Origin of the sequence: Pedobacter sp. (assembly GCF_031119335.1) — a bacterium.
Lineage (GTDB): Bacteria > Bacteroidota > Bacteroidia > Sphingobacteriales > Sphingobacteriaceae > Pedobacter.
Genome location: NZ_JAVHXT010000008.1, coordinates 145,176 through 167,694, shown reverse-complemented (window position 1 = coordinate 167,694; position 22,519 = coordinate 145,176). Strand labels below are relative to the sequence as shown.

16 protein-coding genes are annotated in these 22,519 nt (G+C 38.2%); 11 read left to right on the top strand and 5 right to left on the bottom strand.

Annotation, left to right across the window (positions count from 1 at the left end):
- Positions 1-9 precede the first annotated feature (9 nt).
- The 7 genes from REI64_RS10810 to REI64_RS10780 all read left to right on the top strand — a co-directional run bounded on the left by REI64_RS10810 (position 10) and on the right by REI64_RS10780 (position 12,330).
- Positions 10-1,653 (top strand): RagB/SusD family nutrient uptake outer membrane protein, encoded by a 1,644-nt coding sequence (locus REI64_RS10810; RefSeq protein WP_308850135.1) that lies wholly within the window; start codon positions 10-12, stop codon positions 1,651-1,653.
- Positions 1,654-1,715: 62 nt separating this feature from the next.
- Positions 1,716-3,869, top strand: coding sequence for a polysaccharide lyase family 8 super-sandwich domain-containing protein (locus REI64_RS10805; RefSeq protein ID WP_308850134.1), 2,154 nt, complete (start codon positions 1,716-1,718; stop codon positions 3,867-3,869).
- Between the two features lie 77 nt (positions 3,870-3,946).
- Complete coding sequence (locus tag REI64_RS10800; RefSeq protein ID WP_308850133.1) at positions 3,947-5,062, top strand: glycoside hydrolase family 88 protein; 1,116 nt, start codon at positions 3,947-3,949, stop codon at positions 5,060-5,062.
- A 42-nt stretch (positions 5,063-5,104) separates the two neighbouring features.
- Positions 5,105-6,868 (top strand): hypothetical protein, encoded by a 1,764-nt coding sequence (locus tag REI64_RS10795; RefSeq protein WP_308850132.1) that lies wholly within the window; start codon positions 5,105-5,107, stop codon positions 6,866-6,868.
- A 47-nt stretch (positions 6,869-6,915) separates the two neighbouring features.
- A complete protein-coding gene (locus REI64_RS10790) occupies positions 6,916-9,318 on the top strand; it encodes an alpha-L-rhamnosidase C-terminal domain-containing protein (protein ID WP_308850131.1) in 2,403 nt (800 codons plus the stop codon).
- Positions 9,319-9,360: 42 nt separating this feature from the next.
- Entirely contained in the window at positions 9,361-10,236 is an 876-nt protein-coding gene (locus tag REI64_RS10785; protein ID WP_308850130.1) for an alpha/beta hydrolase, read from the top strand.
- A gap of 252 nt (positions 10,237-10,488) precedes the next feature.
- A complete protein-coding gene (locus REI64_RS10780; protein ID WP_308850129.1) occupies positions 10,489-12,330 on the top strand; it encodes a carbon starvation protein A in 1,842 nt (613 codons plus the stop codon).
- A 367-nt stretch (positions 12,331-12,697) separates the two neighbouring features.
- Here REI64_RS10780 and ahcY read toward each other — a convergent pair whose 3' ends face one another.
- Complete coding sequence (gene ahcY / locus REI64_RS10775; protein WP_308850128.1) at positions 12,698-14,014, bottom strand: adenosylhomocysteinase; 1,317 nt, start codon at positions 14,012-14,014, stop codon at positions 12,698-12,700.
- A 468-nt stretch (positions 14,015-14,482) separates the two neighbouring features.
- Between ahcY and REI64_RS10770 the strand changes: the two genes are divergently transcribed.
- The gene (locus REI64_RS10770; protein WP_308850127.1) at positions 14,483-14,902 is read left to right on the top strand and encodes a hypothetical protein; all 420 of its coding nucleotides are present in this window, start codon (positions 14,483-14,485) and stop codon (positions 14,900-14,902) included.
- Between the two features lie 22 nt (positions 14,903-14,924).
- Here the strand turns inward: REI64_RS10770 and REI64_RS10765 are convergent, their stop codons facing one another.
- A complete protein-coding gene (locus tag REI64_RS10765; RefSeq protein ID WP_308850126.1) occupies positions 14,925-16,250 on the bottom strand; it encodes a hypothetical protein in 1,326 nt (441 codons plus the stop codon).
- A 192-nt stretch (positions 16,251-16,442) separates the two neighbouring features.
- Here REI64_RS10765 and REI64_RS10760 point away from each other — a divergent pair, with 192 nt between their 5' ends.
- Positions 16,443-17,405 (top strand): HNH endonuclease, encoded by a 963-nt coding sequence (locus REI64_RS10760; protein WP_308850125.1) that lies wholly within the window; start codon positions 16,443-16,445, stop codon positions 17,403-17,405.
- A gap of 29 nt (positions 17,406-17,434) precedes the next feature.
- On the opposite strand, the gene REI64_RS10755 is transcribed toward REI64_RS10760, so the two are convergent.
- The 3 genes from REI64_RS10755 to REI64_RS10745 all read right to left on the bottom strand — a co-directional run bounded on the left by REI64_RS10755 (position 17,435) and on the right by REI64_RS10745 (position 19,314).
- Positions 17,435-18,505, bottom strand: coding sequence for an AAA family ATPase (locus REI64_RS10755; protein WP_308850124.1), 1,071 nt, complete (start codon positions 18,503-18,505; stop codon positions 17,435-17,437).
- Complete coding sequence (locus tag REI64_RS10750) at positions 18,505-18,861, bottom strand: hypothetical protein (protein WP_308850123.1); 357 nt, start codon at positions 18,859-18,861, stop codon at positions 18,505-18,507. Before REI64_RS10750 ends, REI64_RS10755 begins: the two co-directional genes overlap by 1 nt.
- Positions 18,862-19,071: 210 nt before the next feature.
- On the bottom strand, positions 19,072-19,314 hold the full coding sequence (locus REI64_RS10745; protein ID WP_308850122.1) for a hypothetical protein: 243 nt from the start codon (positions 19,312-19,314) through the stop codon (positions 19,072-19,074).
- A 281-nt stretch (positions 19,315-19,595) separates the two neighbouring features.
- Between REI64_RS10745 and dcm the strand changes: the two genes are divergently transcribed.
- Positions 19,596-20,750 carry a DNA (cytosine-5-)-methyltransferase gene (gene dcm, locus REI64_RS10740; protein ID WP_308850121.1) on the top strand — a complete coding sequence of 385 codons (1,155 nt, stop codon included), beginning with the start codon at positions 19,596-19,598 and terminating at the stop codon, positions 20,748-20,750.
- Positions 20,747-22,516, top strand: coding sequence for an AAA family ATPase (locus tag REI64_RS10735; protein ID WP_308850120.1), 1,770 nt, complete (start codon positions 20,747-20,749; stop codon positions 22,514-22,516). Before dcm ends, REI64_RS10735 begins: the two co-directional genes overlap by 4 nt.
- The last annotated feature ends 3 nt before the right edge of the window (positions 22,517-22,519 follow it).

Genomic DNA, 22,519 nt, shown 5'->3' with positions numbered 1-22,519 from the left:
TCAAAAGTTATGAAAAAGATATATACAGCTATCATAGGCAGCTTGGTACTTTTTGCTTCTTGTAAAAAAATATTGGAAGAAGATGTAAGGAGCCAGATTTCAGATTTATATTACACTACACCTAGCGGAGTGGAATATGGAGTTAAGGCAAGTTATAGTTACATGAGAAGATGGTATGGCAACTTGCAAGAAACGGCATGGATCACCAATTTTGGCGACGAGTACACTGACGGAAATGCCAGCGGTGTAGTTAATGATTATAGTGTAGCCTTCAACTCTTTTGCTACTGCTTCTATAGCGCCCTGGAGTAACATGTACACGGCCATTAATACCTGTAATTCGGTGCTGAAAGCTGCCGAAGGGGTAGATATGCCAGCGCAGTTAAAAAATACGAGAATAGGAGAATTGAGGTTTTTAAGGGCAAACTATTTCTTTTTGTTGGTACAAACTTATGGTCCAATTTCTTTACCCTTAACCCCAACGGAAAGTGCATCTAGTGTGGCAAAACGAGAGCCCATTGCAGATGTATATAAAACAATAATTGCAGATTTGGATTTTGCGGTAGCTAATCTCCCACAAACAACAACTGAATATGGCAGGGCAACCACCTGGGCTGCACGACACTCCTTGGCAAAGGTATATTTGGCAAAAGCAGGCTCTACGGCTAAGGAAGCAACAGATTATGCTAAAGCGGCAACCTTGGCAAAAGAGGTGATTGCTTCTAATGTATACAAATTATTGCCAGATTTTGCCTCAATTTTTTTGCATGGCAAAAATGAAGAGGTGATATTTTCTTCTCAATTTGATGCCGAGCCACTTGCGGGCGGCTCTACTGGTAATTTGGGAAACTATTCGCATTTGTTTTTTGGCACCGGATACGATGTGATGCCAGGTATGCTACGCGATATTGCAAATGGAAGACCTTATAACCACTTTCGGCCAACGCCTTTCATGCAGGGATTGTATAATAAAACGATAGATTCCCGTTTCAGTAAATCTTTTAAAACCGTTTGGTATTGTAACAGACCAGGTAACTATACGATTAGCGGAAAAACGGTGAATATGAAATTGGGAGATATTGCGTTCATATTTACAGATTACGAACCTACTCAGGCAGAGAGAAATGCCGCACCATATACTATTGTTTCGCCTAGCCAACAAACAACTACCCGTTTTCCGCAATCTTCGAAACATATTGATGCCAATAGACTTGATTTTAATAACGTGAATGGTAATAAAGATTTAATTATTCATAGACTAGGTGAAACTTACCTAATTGCAGCAGAAGCATTGATGATGGACGGAAAACCGGGAGAGGCAGTTTTCTATGTGAACGAGTTGAGAAAAAGGGCTGCCATTACTTCAACTGATCCTTCGGTAACGGCTGCCAATAGATTGGCTATGGAGGTTACTGCTGGGCAATTGAATATCGATTTTATTTTAGATGAAAGAGCAAGGGAGCTTAATGGCGAATACATGAGATGGTTTGATTTGGTAAGAACGGGCAAGTTATTAGAGAGAGTAAAACTTTACAACACACGTGCTGCACCTAACATTAAGGATTATCACGTATTGAGGCCTATTCCACAAATCCAAATTGATAGGGTAATTGGAGGAGCTTCGGCTTATCCGCAAAATCCTGGATATAACTAATCGGAGTAAGTTTTAATTTTTGTTCACTAAATTGGCTGAAATCAGTACATAAAAACGATAAAATGCTTAAAAGGTTCATCTTGCTCTTTTTTGTACAGTGGATAGCACTAAACTCAACAACGGTTTTCGGTCAAATGAAGAAAAACAATTCTGTGTCCGAAGATATTAACCTAGTTGCTGAACGTTTGGTTAAAACTTATTTGCAGGAAGAGGTTGATGGACAGAAAGTAAAAAAGCTAATCGAAAACATACAACCAGATGGCAGTTGGCCTGGTATAGACTATACTACGGTTACGAATGGTTTCCCGGCAGGACAACATCTAAAAAACCTAAGGCTAATGGCCATGGTTTATGCCAAGCCGGGTACTAATTTTTACTGGAGTGAAAAGTTAAAACAAAAAATTTTGCAGGGTTATGATTTTTATCTGAGCAAAAATCCAAAATCAAAAAACTGGTGGTACAATGAAATAGGTGCTCCGCAAGATTATTTAGTTGGTTTGTTGTTAATTAAGGCGGAGCTTCCCGAAAAGGAGCTTCGCCATTATTCGTCTTACCTAAAAGATTTGACCGATAATCAAGGGCATCGTGGCATGAACCGTATTTGGGTATCGGCAATTACCATAGCCAAAGGATGTTTAGAAAACGATGGGGAAATGATAGCCAAAGGTTTTATGAGTGTAGCCTCTACTTTGGTCATTGCGCAAGAGCAAGGCGTAGAGGGTATCAAAATCGATAATAGCTTTCATCAGCATCGCCCACAGTTATATTCTGGCGGTTATGGAATGGGCTTTGCAGAAGGTACGGCAAATTTAATGGCACTGGCTGCGAATACTTCATTTGTAAAGGCTTTTTCTAAAGATAAAATACGCATTTTTTCAAATATGCTGCTCTACGGACATCAACTTTTCAGCTATCGCAGCGCCGTAGATTTTGGAACTATCGGAAGGAATATTGCCCGCCCCAATGCCATTAACGCTATCAACCCAGTTACTTTGGATGAGATGACCATCATTGATACCACTCGGGCTTCGGGTTTTAAGAATTGGAAAGCGCATTTGCAGGGAGCAGATTTCCCTAAGCCGTTTTGGGGCAATAGCTATTTCTGGAAATCGGATATCATGACACATCACGGACCAGATTATTATCTGTCTGCTAAAGTCATTTCTACGCGTACCAATGGCACCGAAATGCTCAATGGAGAAAACCTAAAAGGATATAATCTTCCCTTGGGTGCCACTAATATCATGGCAACAGGAGAGGAGTACAAAAATATTTTTCCCGTATGGGATTGGACTCGTGTTCCAGGTACTACAGCAGTAATGAATCCATCGGCTGCGGTACTACCTTGGTACCATTTCGGCAATAATGAATTTGCCGGAGGGATAAGTGATGGCAAGGCTGGGGCAATAGCCTACGAGCATAGCTATAATGGTGTACAAGCCAAAAAGGCTTATTTTTTTGTAGATGATATAATGCTGTGTCTAGGGGCAGGGATTAATGCCATCAGAACGCAGCAGGTGGTTACTTCTGTTAATCAATGTTATTTGCTGGGCGATATTGTAGCTGGAGGAGCTGAAAATGTGGGAGGTATTAAAATCAGTGACAGCCTTAAAGCTATAAAAGGTAATAACCTACAATGGGTTTATCATGGTGGTGTAGGTTACCTATTTCCTAATGGTGGCAATATCACGGTTAAGAATGCGGTACAAACTGGCTCATGGAGATCAATAAACACTACTGGAAGCGAAGAGATAATTAACAAGCCTATTTTTAGCTTATGGCTTAACCACGGTACAGCCCCAAAAAACGATAGTTATTGCTATATGGTCAGTCCAGGAAAATCTTTGGAAAGCTTTAAGCAGAAAATTGCTGCAAATCAATTTAAGGTAATCAAAAATGATAAAGATTTACAGGTAGTCAAATATCAGCAGTGGTATTTCATCATTATGTACAAGCCAAGTGTAATCGAAATAGAAAATCTAAAGATCACCTCTGATGCAAAAGTGGTAATGATGATAGAAGAAAAGAACAATGGGTATCAACTTTCAGTTTCAGACCCTACCCATCAGCAAAGTGAGGTGAATATCTCTATCAATAAAATCTTGAAAACTTCTACAAATATTCATGGAAACAAAGCCACCAGTATAAATATTAAATTTCCTCAGGGAGATAATGTAGGTAACTCGGTTAGAAACTTTTATGAAAATAAGAAGTAATATCAATTAATGTAGCCAAAGAAAAAATCCTGATAGGTAAAAATATAAAGCAGGGTTATTGCCCATAAAGTGATAGAATGAAAAATATGATTAAGATAGTGTTAGGCTTATGGTTAGGCTGTTTTTTATGCTTTACCAGCACAGCACAGCACAACATACAAGCACACAGCGATTCGGTTTTAAAAGTGATGAACAAGGTGGCCCAATGGCAGATGAAAGAATGGGAAGAAGGACGCATCATCAAACTTCCTAAAACAGAATGGGAAAATGGAGCCATGTATACGGGTTTTGTGGCCTTAAAACAGATTGATAAGCATCCAGCCTACGATCAATTTCTATATCATATTGGAGAGGAATTGAAATGGAATACTGGGCCGGTTAGGTTATTTGCTGATGATTATGCAATTGCACAAATGTATACTGCAATGTATATGGAACACAAAGAACCTAAAATGATTGCCAAATGGCAGGCACTGGCAGATACCATTGTAAATAAACAGTTTAATGAATCGTTAAAGGTGGTGCCAAAAATTAACCACCGCGAATGGGCCTGGTGTGATGCGCTTTTTATGGGACCGCCATCTATGGCTATGCTCTCTAAAGCAACCAACGATTTGAAATATCTCAAAAAGGCAGACACCTTATGGTGGAAAACATCGGCTTATTTATATGATAAAAAAGAAAGCCTATACTATCGTGATAGCCGTTTTTTCGAACGTAGGGAAGCTAATGGCAAAAAGGTTTTCTGGTCGAGGGGCAATGGTTGGGTATTAGCGGGTTTGGTTCGGATGATGGATAACATGCCGAGAGATTTTGAAAGTAAGCGTAAATACGAAAAACAGTTCAGGGAAATGGCTAAAAAAATTGCTGCTATACAGCAACCCGATGGTAGTTGGCACGCTTCTTTGTATGATCCTGTAACTTTTAATCTTAAAGAATCCAGTGGGACAGCATTTTTTTGCTATGGTATTGCTTGGGGTATTAACAATGGTTTGTTATCGAAAAAGAAGTACTTGCCAGTAGTGGAGAAAGCTTGGACAGCTCTGCTTTCTTCTATACATCCAAATGGAAAATTGGGTTATGTACAGCCCATAGGTGATAAACCTGTAAAAGCTGGTTTTGATAGCACCGATGTTTATGGTGTGGGAGCTTTTCTGCTTGCCGGCTCAGAACTATATAGGCTTTACAAGTAAATAGCAAGTGGTTAGCTAATAATAAAATATATTGAAATTCTAATGCAAGTATTTAGCCGTATCTCTTTTCTGGCACTGTTGTTCAATTTTGTTTTTCAGTGTTCCTTTGGGCAGCAACTGATGACTATGGATATGGTACACCATAATCCTGGTGAGCCACAAACAGAATCTCAATTTCTTGAACCTTCGTTTTTAAAGACTTCGGGCTATGATGCCAAAGTATTCTTTCTTTTCGAAGCAGCACAGTTTGGGCTAGATTGGCAGGCTTTTGACCAAGATGTCTTTCCCGAAAATACAGCAGAAAGAAGATGGGTAGATGATAAAAATGTAATATTGCAGCAAAAATATACAGCGGCAAAAAATGCCGGATTAAAGGTGTACTGTATGTTAGATATGTTAGTTTTTCCAGCAGAGCTGATTAATAAATACAAAACAGAGTTATGCAATAACAATGGCAGAATAGACATCAGCAAGCCCTTCACTCAAAAGTGCATTCGTTCATTAATTAACCAAATATTTGATAGGTATGCTCAAATGGATGGACTGATTATCCGCACAGGAGAAACTTATTTACACGATGCACCCTACCATAAAGGTGGAAGTCCTTTGGTGAATGGTTATAGTGACCACGTAACCTTGGTGAACATCTTACGTGAAGAAGTTTGCGAAAAGAGAAACAAACAGCTCTTTTACCGCACTTGGGATTTTGGTAGGTTTCATTCATTGCCAAAATACTATTTGGAAGTTACCAATCAGGTAGCACCTCACCCAAACCTCTATTTTTCGGTGAAACATACCATTGTAGATTTTTGGCGCTCTGCTATCACTCAACCTAACCTGGATTATAACAAATTTGATGTTTATTGGATAGATGAAGCCAGTAAATACGGTATTCCCTTTAATCCTTGTATTGGTATTGGTAAACATCAACAGATTGTAGAGGTGCAGGCACAACGGGAATACGAAGGAAAGGCGGCCCATCCCAATTACATTGGTAAGGGGATAATAGATGGTTTTGAGGAATTTAAAATAGCTAATAGCCAACAACCTTATTCGCTTAACCAAATCAAAAATAACCCATTATTTAAAGGGATATGGACTTGGTCGAGGGGAGGAGGTTGGTACGGTCCCTATATCAAAAACGAATTTTGGGCAGAACTGAACGCAAGAGTGGCTGTTCAATGGGCAAAGTATCCAGAAAAAACAGAAGAAGAAATCTTTGTGGCATTTGCCAGAGAAAAAGGACTGAACGAAGAAGATATTCCCAAATTTAGGGAACTGTGCCTGTTATCTGCCGATGGCGTAATGATGGGGCAATACAGTAGAATGGGCGGTGTACATGTCAATTGGACTAGGGATAATACCATTTCTGGGCTATATTTTCTTTCTCCATATTTTGATAAAATAATTGCCGAAAATAAAGTGAAAGAATATTTGGATGAGAAAGCGGAAGCCTTGGCAATATGGAAAAGAATAGAGAAACTATCAAAAGAGTTGCGTTTTAATAATAAAGAAACACAGCAATTTGTCCGTACATCATCTATTTATGGTAAATGGAAATTCCAGTTGTTAGATGCAGCATGGAAAGTAATGCTCAATGCCTATGCAGAAGAAAAGAAAGGCAATATTGATCTTAAAAAGCTTAGGGCGAACCTTAAATATTTTGATGAAACCCTCATACAGTGGCAGCAGTTTGTAACCGAAAATCCCGAAAGTGCATCGGTATATGTAACCACTTATTATGAAGACGAACAGGAAGTTGGTATAGCCACTACACTAGAGCGTTACCGGCAATTATTAAAGTAAATTCAATAACTTATTTTATCATTTTTTTAGTATTTAATTTTAAAGATATGTGCATTCCAACACTTTTAACAAACTATCCCGGTAGGGCTAAAGCAATAAAGACCACGCTACTACTTGTAATGTTGTTGTTGGGCAATTTATCTAACGCACAACAAAGTGTGCCAATTGTTTATCCTACCGTTTCACTAAGCGCAGAATGGATTGCCTGCCCTAACGTAAACCTCAAAGATTACGGGGTTTATCATCTCCGTAAAACATTTGAATTAAGCGAAAAACCCGAGAAATTTGTAGTTCATCTCACGGGAGACCAACGTTATCGTTTGTATGTAAATGGTGTGCCGGTAGTGCTTGGTTCGGCTAGGGGCGATTTAAGGAACTGGTACTATGAAACCATCGATATTGCATCAAATTTAAAAGCTGGAAAAAATGTGCTTGCGGTGTTGCTATGGAATATGGGAAATGGTGCACCTGCTGCACAGGTTTCCTCTCAAACGGGTTTTATCCTACAAGGTAATAGTGATAAGGAAAAATTGGTGAATACCGATAAAAGCTGGAAGGTGATTAGAAATAGCGCCTATTTCCCAGAGCCATTCCCAGCATCAAGGCTGGCTTCTTATATTGTGGGAAGCTGCGACAGTGTGGTATTCAAAAAATATCCCTTTGGATGGGAAGAACCAGCTTATGATGACAGTGCTTGGTTAATCCCGGTATTAGAGCCTCAGCCCAAATATTTCAATGTAAAACGAAACCTTATCCCTAGAACAATTCCTTTAATGGAGGAAAAACTGGAACCAATACATGGAATAGTTAGGGTATTAAATTTAGATGCTCAAAAAACAATAAAAACTTTTGAAAAGAGTGGCTCCATTACAATTCCGGCTAATACCAAAGCCACAATTTTGTTCGATATCAAAAACCTAACCACAGCTTATCCAGAAATTACGTTTAGCCGTGGAGAAAATGCAAAAGTTCAGATTACCTATGCCGAATCACTATTTGATAAAAATAACTTAAAGGGCAACCGTAATCAGGTAGAAGGAAAACATATTAAAGGTTATTATGATGTATTCCTTGCCGATGGAGGTGAAAATCGTTTGTTCAGGCCATTATGGATGCGTACTTTCCGCTATATCCAATTTGATATTGAAACCAAAGAAACGGCACTTACCTTAAATAAATTACAGTCTATGTTTACGGCTTATCCGTTAAAGGAGAATGGACGTTTCAGCTCTAACGATACCAGTTTGGACGAGATATGGAATGTGGGCTGGCGCACTGCTCGTTTATGCGCCAACGAAACCTATATGGACTGTCCTTATTACGAACAATTGCAATATGTTGGCGATACGAGGATACAGGCGTTGATTTCTTTGTATGTTTCTGGCGATGATCGTTTGGTGCGAAATGCCATTGAGCAGTTTCATCAATCTAGAATACCTGATGGTTTGACCAGAGATGCCCATCCGGCAGGAGGGGGTAAGTTTATTCCACCTTTTTCACTGTTTTGGATTTCGATGGTTTATGATTATGCTTGGTATAGGGACGATAAAGCTTTTGTGGATAGGTATCTTGTTCCAATGGAGTCGATTTTGAAATGGTTTGAGTATCGTTTAGATTCCAAATCGGGATTATTGGGTAAAACCGATTATTGGAATTTTGTGGACTGGACATTTTCTCCGAGTGGTATCCCTTCTGGTGGTATAGATGGAAACTCTTCCATTCTTTCGTTGCATTATGCCTATACCTTAGATCAGGCAGCCACGCTTTTCGAGCAAATGGGGCAATCACAAAAAGCAGGCTATTACAAAGAGTTATCCCGAAATATTAAAAAAGCTGTTTTTAATAGTTGTTACGATGCCGATAAAGGGCTTTTGGCCGATTCGCCAGAGAAGAAAGTTTTTAGTCAGCATGCCAATATTTGGGGAATTTTAAGCGATTGTATCCCACAAGCACAGCAGCAAGAGGTGATGAAAAAGGTGATGAATGATAGCAGTTTAATATCAAGCACCCTGTATTTTAGGTTTTACTATACAGCAGCATTAAAAAAAGCAGGTATGGGAAATCTATACCTTTCTACTTTGGGACCTTGGAAAGAGATGTTGTCGTTGGGTTTAAGCACGTTTCCTGAAACCTTATCGCCTACCGTACGTTCTGATTGCCATGCCTGGAGCGCCAGTCCTTGCTATGATTTTTTGGCCACGGTATGTGGAATAGAACCTGCAACACCAGGTTTTACTTCGGTGCGTATACAGCCAAACTTGGGCAACTTAAAAGAGGCTTCTGGCGAAATACCACATCCTATGGGAACTATAAAAGTGAGCTATCAAAAAGCAAAAGATGGAACTTATAAGGCTACCATTGAACTGCCTGCAAATTTGAAGGGCGAGTTTATTGCTAATGGTCAAAAAATGGTCTTAATGTCTGGGAAACAGCAGCTCACATTTAAGTGACATTAAGAAAAAAGAATTTATAAACTGTAAAATAAGTATTCGATGAACAAGTTACGATATCTGACATTTTTAATCTGCTTTGCTATTATAGGTGCTAAAGCCCAAGACAAAGATCTGATGCAGTTGTATCCAGAAGGGCAAGTTCCCTTCGCCAAACCTGGTGCAGAAGTTCCAACCATAAAAGTATTTTGGCCAGAGCGCAATCTTGCCAAAGGCACGGCTGTTATTGTTTGTTCTGGTGGTTCTTACGGGGGGAGAGCCAACAATGGGGAAGGTATTCCAGCTTGTAAGAAACTAGCCGAAGCAGGTATTACTGCTTTCCTCTTAAACTATCGTTTGCCTAAAGCCGAGTTTATGGATCGTAAGGAGATTGTTCCCTTAACAGATGCGCAACGAGCTATACAGTTTGTGAGAGAAAATGCGAAGAAATTTAAGATTGACCCGTCACGATTAGGTATCATGGGTTTTTCTGCAGGCGGACATCTAGTTTCTACTGTAGGTACACATTTTGTCGAAAAATCAGAATTGGATAATCCTAAAGGTACTTCGCTGCGTCCCGACTTTATGGTGCTGGTTTATCCTGTAATTAGCTTTGCGGATTCGTTAACCCATAAAACCTCTAGAATGAATTTGATTGGTCCTGAAGTTACAAAAGATGCCATCTTGAAATACTCTAATGAATTGCGGGTAACGGAACAAACCCCGCCTACTTACCTTACTTCTGGTATGGATGATAAAGCAGTTGATGTAAAAAACAGTCTTTATTTTGCCGCTGCGTTAAAGCAACACCATGTTCCTGTAGAATTGTTTCTCTATGAAAAAGGTCCACATGGGCATGGAGTGAACAATAAGTATGCGAAAGTACAGTGGATTGATGATTGTATTGAATGGATTAGAAAGGAGCGTTATCGTAGATAAGAGCTTTTAAGGTTGTTTAAGCTAAAATTATAACATTAGAAAATTGATAAGGAATAAACTTGATTTAGCTAGTTATATCTCAAATACGATACAGTACAAAGGAGAATTTATTTTACAAAAGAAATAATATCTTATCGATTGTTTTTAAAAATATTTAAAAACAAGCATGGTTTTCTTGGAAATCTATCTGTTATAAGTTAGTTTTGTTATTGGGATTTCTCTCCTAATAATCCCATTGAACTTACAAACTATATGGAATTTCTGAACGGCGTTAACGCTCTTACCCTTGTATTTGTCTCACTTTTGGTATTTGCCATTGCCTACCGTTTTTATGGTATATTCATGGCTAATAAGGTGCTACGATTAAATGCAAACAATGTAACTCCTGCTGTCGAATTTGCCGATGGGAAGGATTATGTAGCCACTAACAAGAACGTACTTTTCGGTCATCATTTTGCAGCAATTGCAGCTGCTGGACCACTTGTAGGACCAGTACTTGCCGCTCAATTCGGTTATTTACCGGGCACCTTATGGATACTGATCGGTTGCGTACTAGGTGGAGGTGTACATGATATGATTGTGCTTTTCGCATCTGTGCGGCACAAAGGCCAAAGCTTAGCTACCATCGCCAGTAAAGAAATTGGAAAGGGTACGGGTACCATTGCAGGTTTTGCCATTCTTTTCATCCTGATATTAACGCTAGCGGGACTTTCGCTGGCCTGTATCAGTGCTATGCACGAAGCCTCATGGTCGTTGTTTACCGTTATTGCCACTATGCCTATCGCGGTTTTAATGGGTTTAATTATGCGCTACAGAAAGAACAGCGTTACCTTGGCAAGTATCATCGGCGGTATTTTGCTCATCGCAAGTATTATCGGTGGGCACAACCTCATGCAGATCAAGGAAATCAGCGATCTTTTCCATTGGAACGTGAAAACCATCTCTATCTCGATTACCATTTATGGTTTTTTAGCATCGGTTTTACCAGTGTGGTTATTATTGGTGCCTAGAGATTACCTGTCAACCTACTTAAAAATTGGAACCATATTGATGTTGGCCGTGGGTGTAATTTTCGTTCATCCAACGTTACAAATGCCAGCTATTACCGATTTTATTAATGGAGGAGGTCCAGTAATTGGTGGTCCAGTATTGCCATTTATCTTTATTGTTATTGCTTGTGGAGCAATTTCAGGCTTCCATGCGGTTATTGCCACTGGAACCACGCCCAAGATGCTGAACAGTGAGAAGGAAATTCTTTTTGTGGGTTATGGCGCCATGTTAGTAGAAGGTTTCGTGGCCTTAATGGCATTAATTGCCGCTTGTACATTAGTGCCTGGCGACTACTTTGCTATCAATACACCGAAGGAGATGTATGATACTTTTCTTGCACAAAACCCAGGAATGCACACGGTAGACTTAGACCACTTCAGTGAGAAAATTGGCGTTGATTTACATGGTAGAACTGGTGGAGCGGTATCTCTGGCTGTGGGTATGGCGCATATCTTTAATAAAATTCCTTTTATGGATGATGTGATGGCCTATTGGTACAATTTCGCTATCATGTTCGAAGCAGTATTTATTCTTACGGCAATTGATGCCGGCACAAGGGTAGGGCGTTTCTTCTTGCAGGAGATGATTGGTGGAGTAATCCCTAAATTCAATGATAAAAACTGGATGCCGGGTATTCTAATCAGCAGTGCCATTTTTACCTTCTCATGGGGATACTTAGTTTATACTGGTAACGTAAGTAGCATTTGGCCACTCTTCGGCATCAGCAACCAGCTGTTGGCAGCCTGCGGTTTAATTGTCTGTACTACCATGCTAATCCGCATGAACAGAAAGAAATATGCCTTATGCTCCGCAATTCCGGGAGTGTTTATGGCCATCATCACCTTTTGGGCAGGCTACGAGCAGGTATTCAATATCTATCTCCCCAAACAGCAATATTTACTGGCATCTTTAGCCATCTTGGCGATGTTGCTCATGCTCATTGTATTCATCAACACCTTTAAAAGATGGAGCAAGCTTTTAAAAATGGAAGCGAAGCATGTAGATTATTATGGAGATACGGTGAAGGAGTTGGTAGAGCGGTAGTTTTTTGGGTTATAGCCGCTTTGATAACATTACAGATAACGACGTTCCGGAGCACTCTAGACAAGTATGCAAAATGCCTAGGCATTACGTGTCCCCCTTCGGAGGGGGATTCAAGGGGGAGGAATTTGCAACGTTGTGCACGCAAATAACAAGATAGATGTGTCCACACGGTAGGATAAATGGGAGCGGACGTATAGCTCTTAGGCATTTTGCATATTCCCCTCTTTTAGAGGGGTGCCCAAAGGGCGGGGTGTTTTAAACGTCGGTATTTAGTCAGGCTAGCGTTACTTAAATTCAAACTCAAGTCAATAAGCCACAAAAAAAGCCCCAATTACTCGGGGCTTTTCATTTTATATGCTTTTTCAGCTTAGTATCTGTAAGCTTCTGGTTTAAACGGACCTTCTACAGCTACACCAATATATTCTGCTTGGTGTGGATCAAGAACATCTAACTCTACACCAATTTTTTCTAAGTGTAAACGAGCTACTTTTTCGTCTAAGTGCTTAGGTAAAACGTAAACTTTGTTTTCGTAGGCATCTCTGTTAGTCCAAAGTTCTAACTGAGCTAAAGTTTGGTTAGTAAACGAGTTACTCATTACAAAAGATGGGTGACCAGTTGCGCAACCTAAGTTTACCAAACGACCTTCGGCCAAGATAATTACATCTTTACCGTCGATAGTATATTTATCTACTTGAGGTTTGATCTCTACTTTAGTGTTGCCATAGTTTTGGTTTAACCAAGCCATGTCAATTTCATTATCGAAGTGACCAATGTTACAAACGATAGCTTTGTCTTTCATGGTTTTGAAGTGCTCGCCACGAACAATGTCGCGGTTACCAGTGGTAGTTACCACGATATCAGCTTCTTTAACAGCAGTAGCAAATTTCTTTACTTCGTAACCTTCCATTGCAGCTTGTAAAGCACAAATTGGGTCAATTTCAGTAACGATAACACGTACACCTTGTGAACTTAATGAAGCAGCAGAACCTTTACCAACATCACCATAACCAGCAACAACAGCCACTTTACCAGCCATCATCACATCAGTAGCACGACGAATTGCATCTACTAGTGATTCGCGACAGCCATATTTGTTATCGAATTTAGATTTAGTTACCGAATCGTTAACGTTGATTGCAGGTAAGTGCAATGTTCCGTTTTTCATACGCTCGTATAAACGGTGTACACCAGTAGTAGTTTCTTCTGATAAACCTTTAATTGCAGCAATTAACTCTGGGTATTTATCGAAAACCATGTTCGTTAAGTCACCACCATCGTCTAAGATCATGTTCAAAGGTTGACGGTCTGGACCGAAGTGTAAAGTTTGCTCAATACACCAATCAAACTCTTCCTCGTTTAAGCCTTTCCAAGCATAAACCTGAATACCAGCAGCAGCAATTGCAGCAGCAGCGTGATCTTGTGTAGAGAAAATATTGCATGAAGACCAGGTAACTTCTGCACCTAGTTCTACTAAAGTCTCAATTAAAACCGCAGTTTGGATAGTCATGTGCAAACATCCTGCAATTCTAGCACCTTTTAGGGGTTTTGTTGGACCAAATTCTTTTCTTAATGACATTAAGCCTGGCATTTCTGCCTCTGCTAATTCGATCTCTTTGCGGCCCCATTCCGCCAGTGAAATGTCCTTAACTTTGTAAGGTACGTAAGTTGTCTCTACTGATGACATATTCTTTTCTTGTTTTAAAATTGAGCTGCAAAGTTACGGCATAGCTTTGTGAATATCAATTTAATAATTACAGCTTTACACCACGATGAAACTACCAAATCTTCTCAATTAACCATAGGTTTAAAACCGAATTGTTATACCTGCGCTATTTTCCTTAAACTTATCTCTTAATGTTAGCAAATCAATGTCATTGTCTTGTGGCAATAGCAGTCCCGCTTTCCGCTTTACTACAGGGCAAACACAGAGGTTTGCCCCTACGTGTTCGCTCCAATCGGGTTTAATGAACAAAAATCTGTGCTACATATGTAAAATCTTGCATCTTCATATAAGCCCCGGGTTAAAACCGCGGGGCTGAATGTTAAGCCTTCCCGACACTTCGGGAAACAAATCATCGATTAAACAACGCCCAAATCCCCACCTAAACATATTTCCTACTCGTTTGTTAAGCAGGTAGCTAAAACATAGAATATGGAAAATACAACTCATAAAATTACCGATCAACCTTCTCCTCAAGATGGGTTAGACAATACAGGTACTCAAGGTTATGATTCATTAAGCGACGATGCTTACAAAGGTTCCGTGATAAAAACGGAGCAAAGCAGTAACGACCCTAGTCAACAGGCTCCAGTTACTATTAGCTCGCCACCTAATGAAGGTGAAAAGATCATCGTCGATGTGCTGATTAACGAGAAATTAGCGCATGTGATTGTCACAAAGAACAGATCGCAATTTCATATCAACCTAGATGGTAAAGATATAGGGCGGTTTGAGCTAAATGACGAGGGTAAAATTAAACGTTTCCCGCAACCCAGCAGTGCCCACATAGACCACGATGTTTATTTTGCCCCTATTGAGGAAAAACTGAAGGAGCTGAATAAATTAAACTAACTTACTGTATCAGGTAAAATTATCATTTCTTCAATTTATCTAAGGATAGTGTTGCGCCCAGATACATCGCCAAGTACGTATCATAATTTATCACTTTTCTCAACTCCCAACCCAATGCAAGATCAACGGGAGCAACTTTGGTGAGTAGCTGACCCTTAAAAAGAAAAAATGGTGTGGTTTTCCTCTTCGTAGTGAAAAGCTGCCTGATTATCCCATTTTCAACTACTGTTTTGCTGAATGTGTTGTCAAAAAATGCGGCGCCCAAGGTCGGGTCCGCGTTAAAGGCAAATTTTTTTTCCTTTACATTTAACCTAAGCGGAAGCCCCAAACCTAAATAACTTTCATAGCTTACGTTTTTACTATATTGACGCTGTTGAATGGGTATCCTGTTAAGTGTAATGTTTTGTGTAATATCTGCTTGGGTTACCGTCAACGTATCAATCCTACGGTTTGCTTTGGTAGGCTTAACTGTTGTGGTTCTTACCATGCCTTCCAGATGTAGGTTGAGGTAAACTGAGAACCAATTTGACTCATCTATCGCAATCATCGGGTTCAAATACCATCCCCATAAATTCTGATCGGTCTTCGTGTCCAAGGCGTATGTTTCCTCTATATATTTAGACCCTACTTCTAAACTACTTATATTAGGTTTTTCAAGATACCTCTCTCTTCTTGTATAGCCTTTACTACTATCTGCCTCGAAATATCTAAAATTATAAATTCCAAATTGGAAGCCTAATTTTGTTTTTGATTTAAAAAGTTTAAGATCGTTCCAAATGTTAGGAACGAAAAGATTAATCTGGCCAGCAAAATTTTTAAACGTAGGTGCTTCAAAAAAATCAAAGTTACTACCTGTTACAATCCTAAGTTCCCATTTGGCTGTATCTGCTTTAGCTTTAGATGGGTCGGTAGCGTCACTAATCACAAGCTTTATGGGGTAAGTAGTAATCTCCCCATCAATTTCCTGAAATACGCTCAAGTTAATATATTCGTCAACTTCTGGAATGATGTCTGCCAATAATCTTACGCTTATGGTAAAGGCAGCAGAAATATTCTTATCAATGGTTTTAGTAGTTAAGGAATTGTCTGTATAAACATAATCTTTATTTATACTTGCTGTGCCATCGTTCCTGTCCTGAAATTTATAGACAATTTTCTTTTGATCATTATTATCCTCCACTTTAAAATTCAGAAAAATTGTCTGGTCACCGCTAGTCGGCTCACTTACTTTTAATTCTGTTACCTTGCCATTTTCTAACTTGAAGGTTTTTCCATTAAAATTCAGCTCTAGTTTTTGAGCTGCGCAAATCAATGGGAAATAAAAAATTATCGCTAATAACTTTTTCATATTATTCTGTTATAACTAATTTACATATGCTTAACTACTCAAATTTATCGTATTTGAATTGTTGGTGAAATACTTGAAAACCAGTATTTTATTAGCTAATTACTATAGGTTATCTTCGCAGCTTGACATGTTTTATACTTTTGTTTTTGTCGTACACAGGTTGTATATTAGTTTTTGCTAACAAAAATTAACTTGCTCAACCCAACGCTTTCCACATACGCCAAAGCCTTTACCAAACTCAAACGTGGTGGTACCAAATACGGTGCGGCACCGCACAAGCCTATTTTGCTGTTAAGCATCATCGAACTCATCGAAAAAGGCATCGTAACCGATAACCGTATATTTATAGATGCCCAACTGGTAGGCACTTTTAAAGAGAACTGGCTCTTGTTGGTTAACACCGCCCACCAAGAAGATTTTACCCAACCTTTCTATTACCTACAAAACGAAAGGGTGGAAGGCCAATGCTATTGGTTTTTACAGCCTATGCCGGGCTGCCAAATCAATGCGCATATTAAATCTGTAAGTGTATTGGCCAGCGTTTGTGAATATGGCTACTTAGGTACAGATTTATGGCTCTTATTAAACGATGCCGTAAGTCGAACCTTTCTAAGGCAAGTGCTACTAGATACTTATTTCGTAGCGACAAAAAATAACTTGCTAAATGCCAAGCAGCGAGGGCAGGGCTACCTTAACGACCAAACCTCCGATTTGCTAGAGGAACCCCAAGCCAAGTTAAAGCACATTAGTAAATTCACCGAAGAAGACGTTTTTGTGCGCAACGGCCTATTTAAACGCCTAGTGCCCAAACTCTACCAACAACAATGTAGCTTTACGGGCATGAGCCTCAGTAGCCTATACAAGCATAGCTTTGTAGATGCCTGCCACATCGTGCCTTTTAGCCATAGCCAAAATGACCATGTAACCAACGGCATTGCACTTTGCCCTAATATGCACCGAGCTTTTGACCGTGGTCTGCTGAGCATTGATGATGACTACCGCATCTTAGTTTCCGAACATTTAACAGAAGATAAAACCCATCCTTATGCATTAAGTGCATTAAAAGGAAAACAAATTATATTGCCTCAACAACAGAACCATTACCCAGCGCAGGAAGCTTTGGAATGGCATAGGAGTGAGGTGTTTAAGATTTAGTAACACATTGCGTGAGACTAAATTTTTTATTATGAAGATTTTTTATTTTTTCTAAAATATACATTTAACATCATGAAAAGCCCGAAAAATCCAATGACCATACCCCAGAACTGTTCCGGTGATTTATAAAATTTATGTAAAATATCATCTTTGAAAAATGAGAAACCAAATCCCATCGTTGCCAATAATATTCCTATCATTAATAACAACCGTTCATATAAGGCTAAAATTCCCAATTTACTCTCAAGTTTTTGGTTTATAACTGGACTGTATCGATAAAACTCAATTTTAGAGTGTAGCTTCATTTTTGAAGCAATATTATTCCATATTTCGCTTACGACAGCCTTATATAAAGACTTAGAAATATCGTCCCAGAATGTTTTCTCTCCGAAACTATTTAATACGTCCATATCAAAAGGTATCCGACCAATGAACGTTGAATATTCAAGTTGGCTATTAAGTTGCTTAAAATCGTGAATGTTCCTAGCTTTGTTAATAACACGAAAAATAGGCTTTTTTGAATTTTCTCTATCTAGCTGTTTAATTAAATTTCTAGCCGTTATATCAGAAATAAAATCATCTTCTTGAATACATATTGTAAAATCAGCAATGGAATGTATTTTTGATACTAATATGTCATAGCCGGCCCTACAATCTAGAAAAATGAAGTCATAATGATTTTTTGGAATTAAATTAAAGATCTTTTCTAAACCGATAGAAAAATATTTGTTTTCATCGAGATACGGATCATCTAAATCAACTAATTCATCGATCCTATCAACCGATGGTAATATGTCGAAACTTCTATATCTTTTAATTCCTAATGGATATGGTTGGTTGGTGCCAATTAAATCATTGTAATGCGAGGGTTTATTTTGGTAAAGGATATCACAAGTGCTTAATTCGCCTTTCTCTATTAGGTTGATTGCTTCACCTTTATGGAAATAAAGCAGTGATGTTAATCCCCTTACATATACGTCTAGATCTATTACTAGCACATTTGAGCCATTGTTGCCCAATAGATCTGCTAAAATCGCAGAAAATAAGGTTTTCCCAGTACCGCCTTTGCCACTTACTATATTGATTACAGTACTATTCATTATTTAACAAATCTAATTATGATAAAAGTAATAATTCCCTGAACGAAAAGTCCGATTAAAATCGTTTGCCAAACTATTTCAAACACCTTAGGAAGTTCTACGGAACTTATTCCGAATTTTAATAAATAACATGGATACATTATTACGGCAAACCACATGATGCCAAGAGCAGTTTTTGAAATTGATGAATTTAGATGTTTAACAGCTTTGTTGTTTGTGTTGCCTTTTAACCAAGATAAAATTATATAGAGCCATACATATCCACTTATAAAAGAGAAAAATATAACTGCCAAAGCAATAGGGGTTTTTATTATATACTTTACAATTTCGTTTTGTATAGATTTCTCCAGAATCATTTACTAAGAATTTGAGATAACGTCTAACTTTGTATTTGAGATATAATCTGATGCAATGTAACAAACATTTCGACGACTTGAGATTTTTTATTATTATGTTTTTTCATACTGAAGTTTTAGACTCATTTGAAGGTTCCAAAGTCTCTAATTTAAAGCACTAAAAAATGAGGTGTTTTTTTCTGCAAACATGTTCAATCATGAGGAATAAACTTACAATACTCTTTCTACTCCATTATTTTCCACCTTCCAGATTTGGCATGGCAATAATTTATTTAATTCTTGAAAAAGCTGTTTTGCATTTTGATAGGAGTAAATATGCACTGCTTCCGCAATAGCAAGCATAAACACAGGCTTGCCTTTTTCAAAAAAACCACTGTAGTAATAAGTTTGTTCAGAATTTGACTCTGCAACTAGATAAAATTTATCTTTGGAAATTAAGAATGTGTCAGTCATATTTGTAATTAGGTATACTGAGTTTAGAAATTAGCCTCCATTTTACTAAATTAAAATGATAAATATTTCTTTTCAAGTAAAGCTTCGTATTAATCGAAATTATTGAAAAATGCATTTACTTTTATTCTGTGTTTTGTAATTTTCTTAGTGTTAAGAGGTTTAGAACATTGCTGCAGAATGAATAAATAGTTCAAAAATAAATCTCCTTTTTTGAACTATTTGTACAAAAAATGCTAATTTTTGTGCCTTAGTAAAAGAAAGACGAAAGGTACCAAGAGATCATGAGTAAGAAAGGAAATAGCGTAAAGAAAGATACGGAAGAATTAAGGGAGAATATTAGGTTTATTGATCTTTTTGCAGGAATTGGGGGCTTTCATATCGGTATGCACAGCGTCGGTGGTAAATGTGTTTTTGCCTCTGAAATTGATAAGTTTGCTCGAGTAACTTACGAGCACAACTATAAGAAATGGTCTCCCGAAGTTTTCGCGAACAATTTGTTCAATCAAGACATTACCGATCCGAATTTAGATTACAATAACATACCCGCTTTCGACGTGCTTTGTGCAGGTTTTCCTTGTCAGCCGTTTTCTCATGCAGGATTAAAGAAAGGCTTCAGTGACACGAGAGGTACATTGTTTTTTAATATTGAACAAATCGTAAAAACGAAGATTAATCAAGCTAAGAAAAATAAAGATGATAGCTTAATCCCTAAAGTTCTTTTCTTGGAGAATGTGAAAGGATTGAAAAATCACGATAAGGGTCACACTTTTGCTGTGATAAAAGCTAACCTCGAGAAGCTAGGTTATGAGGTAAGGGCGGAAGTTTTAAACAGTAAAAACTTTGGGGTGCCTCAAAATAGAGAGAGGATTTTTATTATAGCTTGGTATAAAAAACTTATTAAAGCAAAGGATTTCAAGTTTCCTTGGGGTATTGATGCCGAAGGAGATGTAATTTTTGATAAATCTCAAAGAGATAAACTTTCAATTCCTACTACTTTGGGTGATATCCTATTAGATGAGAAACAGCTTTTAAAATTTGAACAGAAACAAAATAAAAGCTATACCATTTCAGAAAAACTCTGGGAAGGTCACTTAAGGAGACGGAAGGAGCACGGCGAAAAAGGCAATGGCTTTGGTTATTCCCTATTTAAAGATGATTCTCCTTACACGAGTACAATTTCTGCAAGATATAACAAAGACGGCTCTGAGATATTAATAGATCAAAGCATACTTGATAAAAGACCAAGAAAGCTACATCCAATAGAAGCAGCAAGACTACAGGGCTATCCAATAGATGCAAAGGATAAAAACGAACGTTTTCAGATACCAGTCTCCGATGCCCAAGCTTATAAGCAATTCGGTAATTCTGTTTCTGTTCCAGTGATTAAAGTATTGGCAAAGGAAATTTCTAATCAATTATTAACGCAAATCAAATGATTAAACAACTATTAAAAGACATAGATACCTTAAATGGTAAATCTAAATTTCGTCTAAGTTTTTACGCCTCAGGCGGTTTTGTAGAGTTTTACAATACTTCTGGAAAAGTGTTCGTACTAGGTCTCAGATCTATCATTTCTGTTTTAGAAGATATAATAGAAAATCTACCCGAATTCGCAAAGAGTGACGATTATGTTGAAAAGGAATGGAGAGACTTAGGTTCGGAATATTTTAGTGATGGTGCCGCTAACGCAATGGCTACCGTCCAAACCAAACCCTTATACGCTACCTTAACTAAATTTGTTGCTATTGCTAACAAAAATTTAGCTTCTTATGATGATAGTTGGATAGATCTAGAAAAAAGTAAATTAACTAACACTGTTGCCTACATGAAAAAGCTCTCTAGCTTGTTCGAAGTAGATGAGAATACTGAAAGTAACGACAAAAACATTGAAGAGGTTGAACTAAAATCAGAATTTGCGCAGTGGCTAGTGGATAATCCAAGAAACCATTATTTTGATGACGATATAGCAAAAGCCTTAAAGGCATTAGGAGTTTATCAAGAAAAATACGAAGAGGAATTCAAAACAAAACTATTTGAAATAAATTTTGCTGAACTTCAAAAGGAAATAGAAACTATTGAGCAAAATATCTGGAACACGGAATCTGCATTCTTTGAGTTTAGTGAAAAAACAAGTACACACCAACCGAGAGCAATATTCGGTTCTAGGAATTACCTAAAATTCTTACAAGAATATCAAAAGCCCAAAGAAACGGCTGGGGAAGTAATACTCGGCTACAACAAGATATATTTTGGTGCTCCCGGTACTGGTAAGTCCTACGCCGTTGCGCAGTTGCTAAAAGTAAATAAAGTTCGAGAAAGCAATGTCGAAAGGGTTACATTTCATCCCGATTACGACTACAGTTCCTTCATTGGAGGCTATAAGCCCGTTACTGAAACTGATGGACAAGGTAACGAGTTTGTAAAATATAAATTCGTTCCTCAAGTATTCGTTAACATATACGAAAAGGCATGGCGTAACCCACGCCAGAATTACTATTTAGTCATAGAAGAAATTAACCGTGGTAACTGTGCTGAAATTTTCGGAGATGTTTTCCAATTGCTAGACAGAAACCCTGACTATACCATCACGCCTTCCGAAGACCTCGCAAAATATCTTAATAAAAGAGATGAGGTTTCTGCGAACAAAAGTCTACATCAAGGTAAGTTAGTCATGCCAAGCAACCTTATTATTTTAGCGACAATGAATACCTCCGATCAATCGCTGTATCCAATGGATAGCGCCTTTAAACGAAGATGGGATTGGGAATATGTGCCTGTTAAATATCCGATTGATGAAACTGACAGCAGTTGCCCATCTTTTGGCTACAAAATCAAGTTAGATGAACATCATCATATCAACTGGATCGATTTTGTAAAAAACATTAATGCCCATATTATGCAGAACCCAAGTTTGGGTATGGATAAGTGTCTGGGTAATTTCTTTGTCAAACCGGACGAAACTGGTGAAATTAGTATCGATGCAGTAATCAACAAGGTAATGTTCTACCTATGGAATGACGTGTTTAGAGATGAAGAAAACGAGGTCTTTTCGGATCACAGTTACAATGATTATTTTCCAATTGCTACTAATGGCAGGGCGCAGCTTCATGCATTGTCGAGTAAGTATGATCTTATTGTAGAAAGTGTAGTAGTTGCGGAGCCTGAAGTTATAGCTTTCACTGACGAAGAAAAGACAACCTAAAAA

Excerpts from the sequence above, each read along its gene's own strand:
- ahcY (WP_308850128.1), bottom strand. The coding sequence starts at position 14,014 with ATGTCATCAGTAGAGACAACTTACGTACCTTACAAAGTTAAGGACATT.
- REI64_RS10780 (WP_308850129.1), top strand. The coding sequence starts at position 10,489 with ATGGAATTTCTGAACGGCGTTAACGCTCTTACCCTTGTATTTGTCTCA.
- REI64_RS10765 (WP_308850126.1), bottom strand. The coding sequence starts at position 16,250 with ATGAAAAAGTTATTAGCGATAATTTTTTATTTCCCATTGATTTGCGCA.
- REI64_RS10755 (WP_308850124.1), bottom strand. The coding sequence starts at position 18,505 with ATGAATAGTACTGTAATCAATATAGTAAGTGGCAAAGGCGGTACTGGG.
- REI64_RS10785 (WP_308850130.1), top strand. The coding sequence starts at position 9,361 with ATGAACAAGTTACGATATCTGACATTTTTAATCTGCTTTGCTATTATA.
- REI64_RS10790 (WP_308850131.1), top strand. The coding sequence starts at position 6,916 with ATGTGCATTCCAACACTTTTAACAAACTATCCCGGTAGGGCTAAAGCA.
- REI64_RS10795 (WP_308850132.1), top strand. The coding sequence starts at position 5,105 with ATGCAAGTATTTAGCCGTATCTCTTTTCTGGCACTGTTGTTCAATTTT.
- REI64_RS10735 (WP_308850120.1), top strand. The coding sequence starts at position 20,747 with ATGATTAAACAACTATTAAAAGACATAGATACCTTAAATGGTAAATCT.
- REI64_RS10810 (WP_308850135.1), top strand. The coding sequence starts at position 10 with ATGAAAAAGATATATACAGCTATCATAGGCAGCTTGGTACTTTTTGCT.
- REI64_RS10745 (WP_308850122.1), bottom strand. The coding sequence starts at position 19,314 with ATGACTGACACATTCTTAATTTCCAAAGATAAATTTTATCTAGTTGCA.
- dcm (WP_308850121.1), top strand. The coding sequence starts at position 19,596 with ATGAGTAAGAAAGGAAATAGCGTAAAGAAAGATACGGAAGAATTAAGG.
- REI64_RS10750 (WP_308850123.1), bottom strand. The coding sequence starts at position 18,861 with ATGATTCTGGAGAAATCTATACAAAACGAAATTGTAAAGTATATAATA.
- REI64_RS10770 (WP_308850127.1), top strand. The coding sequence starts at position 14,483 with ATGGAAAATACAACTCATAAAATTACCGATCAACCTTCTCCTCAAGAT.
- REI64_RS10805 (WP_308850134.1), top strand. The coding sequence starts at position 1,716 with ATGCTTAAAAGGTTCATCTTGCTCTTTTTTGTACAGTGGATAGCACTA.
- REI64_RS10800 (WP_308850133.1), top strand. The coding sequence starts at position 3,947 with ATGAAAAATATGATTAAGATAGTGTTAGGCTTATGGTTAGGCTGTTTT.